The sequence below is a fragment of the Vibrio amylolyticus genome (assembly GCF_023145695.1).
GTDB classification, from domain to species: Bacteria; Pseudomonadota; Gammaproteobacteria; order Enterobacterales; family Vibrionaceae; genus Vibrio; species Vibrio amylolyticus.
This window is the reverse complement of sequence record NZ_JAJHVV010000004.1, coordinates 144,831-157,988: the sequence shown is the minus strand read 5'-3', so window position 1 is coordinate 157,988 and position 13,158 is coordinate 144,831. Positions and strand designations below refer to the sequence as shown.

The window sequence follows — 13,158 nt, the reverse complement described above, 5'->3', positions numbered from 1 at the left end:
CACTGCTAAAACCGTATTGATGAATTTGATACGGTTTTTTTAATCGAATTATATAAGAAGTCAAAGGAATCATAAGCATGAGCAAACCCATTGTATTGAGTGGCGTTCAACCGTCAGGTGAACTTAGTATCGGTAATTATTTGGGTGCTCTACGTCAATGGCAACAGATGCAAGATGACTACGATTGCCAGTACTGTGTTGTAGACCTTCACGCGATTACGGTTCGTCAAGATCCAAAAGCGTTACATGAAGCGACTCTAGACGCATTAGCAATCTGTCTTGCTGTTGGTGTTGACCCAAAGAAGAGCACGCTATTTGTTCAGTCACACGTACCAGAGCATGCTCAACTTGGTTGGCTTCTTAACTGTTATACCCAAATGGGTGAGCTGAGCCGCATGACTCAGTTTAAAGATAAGTCTGCCCGTTACGCGAATGACGTAAACGCGGGTTTATTTGGCTACCCAGTCCTGATGGCGGCTGATATTTTGCTTTATGGTGCTCACCAAGTGCCTGTCGGTAACGACCAAAAGCAACACCTAGAGCTTGCTCGTGACATCGCGACTCGCTTTAACAATCTTTACAGCACGCCAGAGCAGCCACTCTTCCAGATTCCAGAGCCGTATATCCCAACGGTGAATGCTCGCGTAATGAGCTTGCAAGATGCGACGAAGAAGATGTCCAAATCAGATGATAACCGTAAGAACGTTATTACCTTGCTTGAAGAGCCAAAATCAATCCTTAAAAAGATTAATAAAGCGCAAACGGATACAGAAACTCCGCCACGTATTGCCAACGATTGGGAAAACAAAGCGGGTATTTCTAACCTAATGGGTCTGTACTCTGCAGCGACGGGTAAGTCGTTTGAAGAGATCGAAGCAGACTACAAAGGCGTTGAAATGTATGGTCCATTTAAGAAAGATGTCGGCCAAGCTATTGTTGAAATGTTAGAGCCAATTCAAGCGGAATACCGTCGTATTCGTGAAGATCGCGCTTACATGGACAGCGTAATGAAAGCGGGTGCTGAAAAAGCGTCTGAACGCGCTGCTGTGACACTGAAGAAAGCGTACGAAGCCGTTGGTTTTGTTACGCGCCCATAGAGATATTGATTCAATATAAGCGCCATTTTCATTGTTTATATAAGCTCAATTCTACAAGCCCTTAACGAGAGTTAAGGGCTTTTTTATTTATATATCCATCAGTTACCTGCATCTTCCTCCACATTATTGTTTTCCCGTTTACTTGGTTTGTTGAAAGCATGCGCTTGATTCAGATATTAGATTAGCAAATGAGATCGAGATCTCGATATGTCATGTGAATGTTTTTATAACTTACATAAAAGTCCAACACTGAACGCGCAAAATAAAAACGACAATTCAATTAACGTGATATGGAACACCTTCCAGAATGCAAACTCGACATTTTGAGAGGGTAATTAGAGGTGGATAATGGAAACCAAATTTACACGTAGCTTGCTTGCTCTCGCAATGAGCTCTACGTTGGCCACGCCTGTGCTAGCAGATGTGGTCATTTCTCAATATGTGGAAGGCAGTTCGTACAACAAAGCACTTGAGATAGCCAATACTGGAGATACAGCCGTTAGCCTAGATAACTTTGAATTAGCAAAGTCGTCAAATGGTGGAGGCAGTTGGGACACAACACTTTCACTATCTGGCTTGGTGATTGAAGCGAATGATGTTTTGGTTATTTCACACAATCGTGACGAACTTAGTGCCGATATCGTTGCTGTTAGCGATATTAGAAACGGTTCGGTTATTAATTTCAACGGTGATGATCCTGTCGCACTGCTTAACCTTGATGGCACTGTCCACGACATGATGGGTGTCATGGGGAAGGTTAAATGGGGTGAAGATGTCACCTTAGTGCGCGCTGACTTAACCCCTTCTACAACTTATCAAGCCCCACAGTGGGTAGCATTAGCCAAAGACAATATCGACGGATTAGGCTTGCTAGATATTATTGAACCACCGCAGCCTTTTGCCTGTACCCAAGATGGTTCAACTCCTGTCTTTACCTCAATACAAGAGATTCAAGGCGAAGGTGACACTTCACCATTTATCGATGGCTACCCGTATATCACCGATGAAGAGTACTTTGTTGAAGGTGTTGTTTCAGCCGTGACAACAGGGCTAACCAAAGGTTTTTATCTTCAAGCTTTAGAGGGTGACTATAATCCAAGCACATCTGAAGGCCTATTTATTCATACCAATATGGCTCAATCAGATTTAGTTGCTGGGGATGTTGTCTGTGTGAAGGGCAAGGTTCAAGAGTATTACAGCCTGACTCAGCTAAAAGCTGAAAACAACAACTGGGTGAAAACGGGTGAGCAAGAAGCCCCAGAAGCGGTTGATATTGAAATACTGGATAGCGATGCAAACTTCGAGCAAACACTAGAGCGCTATGAAGGCATGCTGGTGAGAACGACTGAAGATCTTGATATGCGTGTCACCCGGACATTTGGTTATGATTACGCGAGCCGTCGTAACAATATGGTGCTAGCGCAAGGCGAAATTAACATGCAGCCTAACCAGCTGTTTGCAGCAGGCTCAGAAGAAGCGATAGAGCAAACCGAGAAAAATGAGCTAGCCCGTCTGTTTGTTGAAACGGATCAAAACGCACCTAAAGGAGAGGTGCCTTATTATCCTGACTTTGGACGTACAGATGCGGACCAAAATGGTTCAACGGAAGATTTCATTCGAGTTGATGACACGATTGTGGGTTTAGAAGGTGTGTTGAGCTATAGCTATAACGAGTACCGATTGATCGCGACTAATCAGCTAAACAGTACTCACTTTGTTCGTAATACCCCTCGCTCTGAACGTCCAGAAATGAATCGTGGTGATCTTCGTATCGCAACGTTTAATGTACTCAACTACTTTAATTCACCATTTGGTGGTGATTCAAACCTACATGGTGGTAACCGTGGTGCGGACAGCTATGAAGAGTTTGAAGTTCAACAAGAGAAAATTGTAAACGCCATCTTGTTGCTTGATGCTGATATCGTTGGCTTGATGGAAATTGAGAATAATGGTTTTGGTGAAAGCGGGGCTATTACTCAGCTTGTTGATCAAATAAACCTACGTATTCCTAAGAAGAGAGATCAGTACTCTTTCGTTGCGGTAGATTCAAATCAGGATGGCGAAACCAACCACCTTGATTCGATTGGTACCGATGTCATCACCACCGGTGTGATTTACCGAAGTAAAGCGGTGAAGCTTAAGAAAAGCCGTGTGATAGCGATGCCAAGCCAACTGGCTCCAGAGGTTATCGATGATTCAGGTAAGGTGATTGAAAGTGGTAAAAACTACCAACGAGACTCTTTAGCGCCAACGTTCAAAGTGAAAGGCACTAAAGAGAAGATTACCGTTGCAGTCAATCACCTCAAATCGAAAGGCTCTAAGTGCTGGGAAGATGCAGCACCCGTTCAAGAAGGCGGCCAAGGTGGCGTTGATGTTGATAAACAAGGTTCTTGTGAGAACTTCCGCGTTGCGGCTGCTGTGGCTTTAGGAGATGCACTAGAGGAGATCAAAGGGCATAAAATCATTCTAGGGGACATGAACTCTTATGGCATGGAAGACCCTATGTTGATTTTGACTGACTACAGCAAAGAGAAATACGGTAAAGAGATTAAAGCGGCACGTAATACTTTTATCGCAGGCGAACCACAATTCGGTGATGATGGCGCAGTGATTAGCCACAACTATGGTTACATCAATGCGGTTGCGATGCTGAATCCGAAGAGCTGGAGCTACTCATACAATGATGAAGTGGGTGCGTTGGATCATCTTCTTATCAGTGAGAGCTTAGTAGACAAAGTCATTGATGCGACAGACTGGCACATCAATGGTGGAGAATCGACGCTGTTTGATTATAACCAAGAGTACAAAGGTGACTTCCCTCAATACAAGGATCACTTCCGCTCTTCGGATCATGATCCTGCCATTCTAGAGCTGAAAATGGGTGGCTCATTTGGCGTAGGTGCATTGATGTCTCTGTTTGGCCTGATGATGTGGCGTCGTCGCCAGTAAACTTCAAGTTAACAACCTCAGTGTAAATCTATAAGACCAGCTCTAGCTGGTCTTATTTTTCTCTTTTGCAGAGTTAATACTTGCCTTTCATTCGTGGTATTGCACAATACCGCCCTCTGAAGTGTTTCAATGTTTTTGAGCTGTATTGTTACCATGCTATTGATTATCGATAATTACGATTCATTTACCTATAACCTATACCAGTACTTTTGCGAACTGGGTGTAGAGGTTAAGGTTGTGCGTAATGATGCAATCGATATTGCTGGAATAGAAGCGCTTAAGCCAACACATCTTGTTATTTCCCCGGGGCCATGTACGCCTAATGAGGCGGGAATCTCTCTCGCGGCCATTGAATACTTTGCTGGAAAACTGCCAATTATGGGCGTCTGTCTTGGTCATCAAGCGATTGCTCAAGTCTTTGGTGCGAAAGTCGTTCGTGCAAGGCAAGTGATGCATGGTAAAACCTCGCCGATCATCCATACCAATCAAAGCGTATTCACCGAGTTAAATAATCCGTTAACAGTGACCCGTTATCACTCTTTGGTTGTTCAAAATGGTACGCTTCCAGAATGCTTTGAATTGACGGCTTGGACACAGTTTGATGATGGCTCAATAGATGAAATTATGGGTTATCAGCATAAAACGTTACCGATTGATGCGGTTCAATTTCACCCTGAATCGATCAAAACAGAGCAAGGCCACCAACTGCTTGCTAATTTTCTAGCTCGAAGCCCTATTTAACTGACCTGACCGCGATCACCTTTCTTAACATTTCTTTCATCTTATTCGTACAGATCGGCGAATGAAAAACTATTCGCAACAGATACTCTTTTCTCTCTTACTGCCTTGATAAGCCTATGCTCCCATAGGCTCTTTCGTTGTGAGCAAAAAAAAAGCTTCATAAAAGAACTTACTTGATGCATAAATAGTCATGTGAAGTGAGTATTGGTAGGTGCACTTGTCTATGAAAAGAATAAATCACTATTGAAATGGTTAATTAAATGTAAATACAATGCTGCAGCGGTATAAATGCGAAATAATATATGCCTTCAGTTGATGAAGGTCAAAACGCTGAGCTGTTTGCAGGTCGTGTTAAGAGGGAATGTGCGATGACAACGGAAAATTTGGGTGTAGAGAAAGTAGAACGTGGACTATTTAATGAGGTGATGGTGCCTTGTTATAACCCGATGGAAATGATTCCAGTAAAAGGGGAAGGTGCACGCGTTTGGGATCAAAATGGTCAAGAGTATATTGACTTCGCTGGCGGTATTGCCGTGAGTTGTTTGGGTCACTGTCACCCTGCGATGGTTAACGCATTAACTGAGCAAGGAAATAAGATCTGGCATCTAAGTAATGTTATGACCAACGAACCTGCACTGCGCCTAGCGAAAAAACTGACTCAAGTTAGCTTTGCTGAAAAAGTGTTTTTTGCCAACTCTGGCGCGGAAGCAAACGAAGCTGCGTTGAAACTTGCTCGTCGTTGGGCTGCGGATGTACATGGTGAAGAGAAATCTGAAATCATCGCCTTTCAGCAGGGCTTTCATGGCCGTACGTTCTTTACTGTAACGGTTGGTGGTCAAGCGGCTTATTCTGATGGTTTTGGACCGAAGCCTGGTGATGTTACTCATCTTCCATATAACGATATTGAAGCACTAGAAGCACATATATCTGACCGTACCTGCGCCATCATGATGGAACCTCTTCAAGGTGAGGGCGGTATCATCTCTCCAACGGATGAGTTTGCGAAAAAAGTTCGCGAGTTATGTGATAAGCACAACGCGCTACTGATTTTTGATGAAGTTCAAACGGGCAATGGCCGTACTGGTGAGTTTTATGCTTATCAAGGTCTTGGTGTAACCCCTGATATTTTAAGTACAGCCAAATCTTTAGGTGGCGGCTTTCCAATTGGTGCGATGTTAACTACGTCAACGTTAGCGGAACACATGAAAGTGGGCACACACGGTTCAACCTATGGCGGTAATCCATTAGCGTGTGCGGTAGCGGAAGCCGTTGTCGACGTTGTTAGTCAGCCAGAGACGCTTGCGGGGGTTAAAGAGCGTGAAGCGCTGTTTCGTCAAGGATTGGCTAAGATTAATGACAAGTACCAAATTTTCTCAGAAGTTCGTGGCAAAGGATTATTGCTAGGTGCGGTATTGAATGAACAGTGGCAAGGTCGCGCTCGTGATGTCTTAGTTGCAGCGGGGCAACAAGGCTTAATGGTCTTGGTCGCTGGCGTTAACGTTGTTCGCTTTACACCATCACTGGTGATTACTGAGCAAGAGATTGAGCAAGGGCTAGCGAAACTTGATGCAGCTATTGCCTCTTTAACGGCTTAGTAATTTGTACCATTGAGCAACTTCTATAATAAATAGAGTATTCGATTGAATACCACTCGGGGCCAAGTCTTCTCGTTGGCCCCATCAGCTTTCACTGTGTGTGAATAGCTTTACACAAATTATGTTTTACTTGCATCAGGAGGGAATGTCGATGCTGGTTATTCGTCCAATAGCAATGTCTGATTACGATGCGCTACACACTTGCGCCGTAGAATCAGGCCATGGTTTTACCTCTCTTCCCGTTAATGAAGAATTATTGACTAATCGAATTCAACATTCGGAATACAGCTTTACCAAAGACGGTGTGACAGAGCCAGGTGATGAAGGCTATCTGATGGTGGGTGTCGATAGCGAAACAGGCGAGGTCGCTGGTTGTACTGGCGTCGAGGCATCTATCGGTTGGGATGTGCCTTTCTACTCGTATCACATCAGCACTGTTGTTCACTCTTCTCCAAAATTAGGGGTTAACAATGTGGTGAAACTGCTGACCTTTGGTAATAACTACACCGGATGTAGCGAGATTTGTACGTTATTTTTACGCCCAAGTTTTCGTGGTGGCTTAAATGGCCGACTGATGTCCAAGTGTCGTTTTCTAATGCTGGCTGAGCATCCCCATCGTTTCTCAAAAACAATATTTGCTGAGATGCGTGGCGTGTCTGATGATGAAGGGAACTCTCCATTTTGGCAGTGGCTGCAAGAGCACTTTTTCTCTATCGACTTTACCATGGCCGATTATCTCACAGGCATAGGTAAGAAAGGCTTTATTGCTGACCTCATGCCAAAGCTGCCTATTTATATCAACTTGCTTAGCAAAGACGCTCAGGCTGTTATTGGACAAGTGCATGAGAACACGCTTCCGGCACTTAAACTTCTAGAGCGAGAAGGGTTCACTTGTCGAAATTATGTCGATATTTTTGATGCGGGTCCAACGGTAGAGTGTGATGCGAGAAACATAGAATCGGTCCGTCACTCTTTTCGCTCAAAGGTTGTGATTGCTGAGCACACTAGTGCCGATGATTATCTCATCTCAAATACCTCTTTTGAAAATTTCCGCGCCGTTGCCACTAAGGCGGCGTATGACCAAGCCAGTGATAGCGTTATTTTGGCTCCCGATGTCGCGAAGGCATTGCAAGTAACTCAAGATGACTATGTGCGTATGCTTTCTCTGTAAGGAAATCGTTCATTACTAACAGGCACTGAATAAAGAAAAGGATGTAATTATGACTCATTGGATTGGTGGTGAATGGATCGCAGGACAAGGCGATGCGATGACTTCAACGAGCCCATACAATAACGAGAAGATCTGGCAAGGTGATAGTGCAACGCCAGCTCAAGTAGAAGCGGCCGTAACCGCTGCGCGAAATGCATTGATTGATTGGAAAAAATGCAGTTTTACAGAGCGTGAGCAGGTGGTTCTAAAGTTTGCTGAGTTAGTGAAAGAAAGCAGTGAAGAGATTGCTGAAATCATCGCTAAAGAAACAGGCAAACCGATTTGGGAAACACGTACTGAAGCCGGTGCAATGGCGGGTAAAATTGCCATCTCTATTCGTGCGTATCATGAACGTACAGGTGATGCGAGGCGTGAGGCGGCTGGAAATCAGATTGTGCTGCGCCATAAGCCACTTGGCGTCATGGCCGTTTTTGGTCCTTATAATTTTCCAGCACACCTTCCAAATGGTCATATTGTTCCAGCGCTACTTGCGGGAAACACGGTGGTATTTAAACCTTCAGAACAAACGCCTTGGATTGGCGAGTTTGCCATGAAGCTGTGGCAAAAGGCAGGGCTACCAGCAGGTGTGATTAACCTCGTTCAAGGGGCTAAAGAGACCGGCATTGCACTCGCCGATGCGAAAGGCATTGATGGTGTTCTGTTTACAGGAAGTGCCAATACAGGACACGTATTGCATCGTCAGTTTGCAGGTCAACCGGGGAAAATGCTCGCGTTAGAGATGGGTGGCAACAACCCTATGGTGATATCCAATGAATATGGTGATTTGGATGCCACCGTCTATACGATTATACAATCAGCGTTTATCAGTGCAGGACAACGTTGTACTTGTGCTCGTCGCCTGTATGTCCCGCAAGGTGAAAAAGGCGATGTACTATTGGTTCGTTTAGTTGAAGCCACACAGAAAATTAGGGTAGATCAACCCTTTGCCGAGCCTGCACCATTTATGGGGCCACAGATTTCGATGGATGCTGCAAGCGTCATTCTAAATGCGCAGAAAGAGTTGCAACAACTCGGTGGTGAAAGCCTTATCGAAGCCAAAGCGGGCGAAGCGGCATTTGTGTCTCCGGGAATCATCGATGTAACCGCTATCGACGCGTTACCTGATGAAGAATACTTTGGACCGCTGCTGCAAGTGATTCGCTATCAAGGTATTGAACGAGCTGTCGAGATGGCAAACGACACCCGCTTTGGCTTATCAGCAGGTTTGGTTTCAACAGACGACGCAGAGTGGGACTACTTTGTTGACCATATTCGCGCGGGCATTGTGAATCGTAACCGTCAATTGACGGGGGCAAGCGGTGATGCTCCATTTGGTGGTCCTGGTGCTTCAGGTAACTTAAGACCAAGTGCTTACTACGCTGCGGATTATTGTGCATACCCAATGGCTTCTATGGAAGGGGATGAAACACTGCTCCCTGCCACTTTCAGCCCTGGTATAGAAATGTAACGGTTATTCGCTTACTACCAACAGAAACAAGGACTCGTTATGACACCAGATACACTATTTGACGCTTTGTGGAATGATTACATTAAGCGCTTGTGCCCATCAGCGGACAAGGTTCATCGCCTGCTACGTGAAGATGAGGCGCTGATCAATGATCATATCGCACTGAGGACCTTTAATTGCGCACCATTAGGCATTGCCACAATAGCGCAACCTTTCTTAGAGGCAGGGTATGTTGCCTGTGGTGATTATGAGTTTGAAAGCAAAAAATTGGTCGCGAAGCACTATGAACATCCAGACCCTAAGCAACCTAAGGTGTTTATCAGTGAGTTGAAGGTGGATGAGTGTTCGACTGAGCTACAACAGATTATTACCAAGCTTGTAGAGCCATTGGATCATAGCAAGCTAAAAGGTCATGAGTTCTTATCTGGCGGGCGATTATGGGATGTAAGTTACGCTGATTTCCAAATACTTGCTAAAGAGAGTGAATACGCCTCGTGGCTTGCTGCGCATGGGTACGGCGCGAATCACTTTACGGTCAGTGTGAATCAACTTAATGAGTTTGAAGAAGTGCAACAGGTTAATGATTATCTGCGTACATCTGGCTTTAGTATTAATGAAGCGGGTGGTGAGGTGAAAGGTTCTCCTGACGTGCTCCTTGAGCAGTCCTCAACCATGGCCGATAAAGTGGCTGTCAGGTTTACTGAAGGCGTTGAAATGATTCCTGGTGGTTTTTATGAATTTGCTAAACGTTATCCAATGAGCAATGGCGAACTCTATAGTGGTTTTGTTGCCGCGTCAGCTGACAAGATATTTGAGAGTACTAATAACGAGTAAGCTTCTCTAGCAGTTAAAACGGAAAGAAATCAGAACGAAATGCAATAAGAACGAAAAAGCCACCAACTTTGCAGTTGGTGGCTTTGTATTTTTCTCAATTTCTAATCAATTAGAAATTAGCGAGTTCCGTATACAACGATAGTTTTACCGTGTGCAGAAATCAGGTTTTGCTCTTCTAGCATTTTCAGGATACGACCAACGGTCTCACGAGAACAGCCAACGATTTGACCAATCTCTTGACGAGTGATCTTAATCTGCATGCCATCTGGGTGAGTCATTGCATCAGGTTGTTTCGCTAGGTTAAGTAGCGTCTGTGCAATACGGCCTGTAACGTCAAGGAATGCGAGATCACCTACTTTTTGGCTTGTCACTTGAAGGCGGTTAGCCATTTGTGACGAAAGACGCATTAGGATATCTGGATTAACTTGGATAAGTTGGCGGAATTTTTTGAAAGAGATCTCTGCAACTTCACAAGGAGACTTAGCACGAACCCATGCTGTACGCTCTTGATCTTCTTCAAATAAGCCAAGTTCACCAATAAAGTCACCTTGATTTAGGTAAGAAAGAATCATCTCCTTACCTTCTTCATCCTTGATTAGTACCGCAACAGAGCCTTTAACGATGTAGTACAACGTTTCAGCTTTTTCGCCCGCGTGAATTAGCGTGCTTTTTGAAGGGTACTTATGAATATGACAGTGTGAAAGAAACCACTCTAGTGTTGGATCTGTTTGAGGTTTACCTAAAACCATAATATCTCACTTCCTCTGAAGGTGTACTGGTAGCTTTCCATGTATTCAGCGGAGCTATAGTAGGCTCGCTTTGGATATCAGCACATAGTCTGTGCTGCAAGCTATCTTGTATTTCGGTTAGAATAGTATCCTTTTTTACACAGGATTTCTTGATTTTAATCGTTTCAAAGTACGGTTATTTTACGCAAAAACGTGCACATGATCACGGTATGAAAAGTAATCGGCTCTATAGGTGAGAGTTTACCCAATTTTCCCTGTCTCAATGAGCTGCTGTAAAATTGGTCTTGCAATGAGTTCCATAGCGAAGCTCATCTTCCCTCCCGGGACGACCAGAGTATTATGTCGTGACATAAAAGATCCATCGATCATCGCTAGAAGATATGGGAAGTCGACATTCTTAATCCCACGCAAACGTATTACAACGAAGCTCTCATCTAAGCTTGGAATACCTTTGGCATTTAATGGATTAGAGGTATCAACTGTAGGGACGCGTTGAAAGTTAATATGAGTGCGTGAAAACTGTGGTGTGATGTAGTTCAAGTAGTCGTCCATGGAGCGAACAATCGAATCCATGACGGCCTCTCTTGAGTGACCGCGATCGCGAGTATCTCGAACGAACTTTTGTATCCACTCTAAGTTAACAATCGGTACCATTCCGATTAGAAGGTCGACATGTTGAGCCACATTGACATCACCATCGACGACACCACCGTGTAAACCTTCATAGAAGAGTACGTCAGAATTTTCAGGCAAATCTTGCCAAGGGGTGAAGGTACCCGGCATTTGATTGTAGGGCACTGCTTCATCAAAGGTATGAAGGTAGCGACGAACTTGCCCAGTACCTTCGTTACCATAGGTTTTAAAGAACTCTTCCAAGGTAGGGAAGTCATTGGCTTGCGGACCAAAGTAGCTAATATGCTTGCCTTGCTCTCTTGATTTACGGATCTCTACATCCATTTCTGGCCTGGTAAAGCGGTGGAAGCTATCCCCTTCAACCCAAGCAGGCTTCACGTTCATCATATTGAACATTTTGCGAAACGCTTCTGAGGTGGTCGTCGTTCCTGCACCAGAAGAACCGGTTACTGCGATAATTGGATGTTTTGCTGACATGACAAACCTTGTCGTAGATGTAACTTACTCGTTGGGTGCTCACTGTCCACAACGTGAAATAATGAGCCTGTTTTTTACTATAACATGCCCAATAGAAAGGTCTATGTTGAGCAAGAGGGTGTGGGTAAAAGCGAGATGGCTATAGCGAATTACGCAGCTTTATGTCTACTGTTTCATGTAACTCTGAGAATACAACCGTCGCTTCTCCAGTTTTTAACAGAGCTTTTACCTGGTCGACTTTGTCTTGTAATGAACACTCTATTTCACCGTAATCGGTCCCTTCTCGGAGGACGTACTCTTTGATCAGGTTTTCTAATGTATCGTTTTCTATCTGTTGCCAAGGAATAATCATAGTGCTCTTAATTGTTTGGGTTTGTTTTTAAGGTGTCTTTTTATTTTAGGGACTGATAGTAAGCGGGCAGCATTTGTTCTAGCCAAAAATCTGGATTCTTTAAACTACCGGAAATAAAACCAACATGACCACCATGATCTAATAACCTGTAGTCGATATTGTCAGGTAGAACGAAGCTAGGGATCACCGCCTGAGTCATGAAAGGATCGTCTTTAGCGTGAATGATCTGCAGCGGTAAAGTGATCTCTTGTAATTTGTGTAGCCCAGAACACTGTTGATAGTAGTTCTTAGCATCTTCGAACCCGTGTAACGGAGCGGTGATAAGTTCATCAAACTCATAGAGCTTTGAAATTCGTTTGATACGTTTGTACGAGAGCCCCAACTCTCCTTTTAATAAACGATGTTTATGCAGTGCACTCTTCTTGAGAGAGGATACAAGATAGCGGCGATAGACCTTGGAAAACCCTTGTTCAATGCGCTCAGAGCAGCTCGAGAGATCAAGTGGTGCTGAGACAATCGTTGCTGCATCGATTAATGGATTTTCTTTATAATGAGCAAGGTAGTTAGCCAGCATATTTCCACCCAATGAAATACCGACGGCTACCTTAGGGTTATTGGGTAAGCGCATATTTAGATAGTTAAGGAAATAGCGTGCATCGTCAATTTCCCCAGAGTGGTACGCTCTCGCTAGGTTGTTAGGCTTCCCACTACAACCTCGAAAGTGCATCATCACCGATAGCCAACCTTGCTTAGCAAAAGCCTGCATCAGCCCGTTTGCGTAAGGGCTGTAAAAACTGCCTTCTAGCCCGTGGAATAGAATAAATACGGGCTTATTTTTCGCCGCCTCAGATAAAGGGTCTTCACTCCAAGCGAGGTCGACAAAGTCGCCATCGGCTGTATCCAGTGTTTGCCAGATAGGTTCAAACAATGCTTTTTTGCGCATAAAGCGAGGTGCTATTGTTTGTAAGTGCGGGTTTTTAATCCCTACTGCTGGAATAAATTGCGTCATGATTAACCGTTAGTTTGAAGTTTCGACGTTATTAGTTGCTAAGA

The 13,158-nt window shown here is 44.3% G+C and carries 11 protein-coding genes; 7 read left to right on the top strand and 4 right to left on the bottom strand.

The annotated features are described in order from the left end of the window. Nucleotides 1–77: 77 nt before the first annotated feature. The 7 genes from trpS (at nucleotide 78) to KP803_RS07680 (ending at nucleotide 9,894) form a co-directional block, all read left to right on the top strand. A complete protein-coding gene (gene trpS, locus KP803_RS07710) occupies nucleotides 78–1,097 on the top strand; it encodes a tryptophan--tRNA ligase (protein WP_248008248.1) in 1,020 nt (339 codons plus the stop codon). Nucleotides 1,098–1,445: 348 nt separating this feature from the next. Next, nucleotides 1,446–4,046 (top strand): ExeM/NucH family extracellular endonuclease, encoded by a 2,601-nt coding sequence (locus KP803_RS07705; RefSeq protein WP_248008247.1) that lies wholly within the window; start codon nucleotides 1,446–1,448, stop codon nucleotides 4,044–4,046. Nucleotides 4,047–4,199: 153 nt separating this feature from the next. Next, entirely contained in the window at nucleotides 4,200–4,787 is a 588-nt protein-coding gene (locus KP803_RS07700; RefSeq protein ID WP_248008461.1) for an aminodeoxychorismate/anthranilate synthase component II, read from the top strand. A 368-nt stretch (nucleotides 4,788–5,155) separates the two neighbouring features. After that, on the top strand, nucleotides 5,156–6,382 hold the full coding sequence (locus KP803_RS07695) for an aspartate aminotransferase family protein (protein ID WP_248008460.1): 1,227 nt from the start codon (nucleotides 5,156–5,158) through the stop codon (nucleotides 6,380–6,382). 151 nt (nucleotides 6,383–6,533) lie between these two features. Then, nucleotides 6,534–7,553: an arginine N-succinyltransferase gene (astA, locus tag KP803_RS07690; RefSeq protein ID WP_248008246.1), complete on the top strand. Its 1,020-nt coding sequence runs from the start codon at nucleotides 6,534–6,536 to the stop codon at nucleotides 7,551–7,553. Nucleotides 7,554–7,602: 49 nt separating this feature from the next. Next, nucleotides 7,603–9,060, top strand: coding sequence for a succinylglutamate-semialdehyde dehydrogenase (gene astD, locus KP803_RS07685; RefSeq protein WP_248008245.1), 1,458 nt, complete (start codon nucleotides 7,603–7,605; stop codon nucleotides 9,058–9,060). A 39-nt stretch (nucleotides 9,061–9,099) separates the two neighbouring features. Then, complete coding sequence (locus tag KP803_RS07680; protein ID WP_248008244.1) at nucleotides 9,100–9,894, top strand: DUF1338 domain-containing protein; 795 nt, start codon at nucleotides 9,100–9,102, stop codon at nucleotides 9,892–9,894. Nucleotides 9,895–10,010: 116 nt separating this feature from the next. On the opposite strand, the gene crp is transcribed toward KP803_RS07680, so the two are convergent. From crp to KP803_RS07660, 4 genes are all read right to left on the bottom strand, one after another. Continuing rightward, entirely contained in the window at nucleotides 10,011–10,643 is a 633-nt protein-coding gene (gene crp / locus KP803_RS07675; RefSeq protein WP_017036097.1) for a cAMP-activated global transcriptional regulator CRP, read from the bottom strand. Between the two features lie 240 nt (nucleotides 10,644–10,883). After that, a complete protein-coding gene (locus KP803_RS07670; protein WP_248008243.1) occupies nucleotides 10,884–11,753 on the bottom strand; it encodes a phosphoribulokinase in 870 nt (289 codons plus the stop codon). A 139-nt stretch (nucleotides 11,754–11,892) separates the two neighbouring features. Continuing rightward, nucleotides 11,893–12,105 carry a YheU family protein gene (locus tag KP803_RS07665; RefSeq protein ID WP_248008242.1) on the bottom strand — a complete coding sequence of 71 codons (213 nt, stop codon included), beginning with the start codon at nucleotides 12,103–12,105 and terminating at the stop codon, nucleotides 11,893–11,895. A 40-nt stretch (nucleotides 12,106–12,145) separates the two neighbouring features. After that, nucleotides 12,146–13,114, bottom strand: a complete 969-nt coding sequence (locus tag KP803_RS07660; protein WP_248008241.1) for a hydrolase — start codon at nucleotides 13,112–13,114, stop codon at nucleotides 12,146–12,148. Nucleotides 13,115–13,158: the final 44 nt, after the last annotated feature.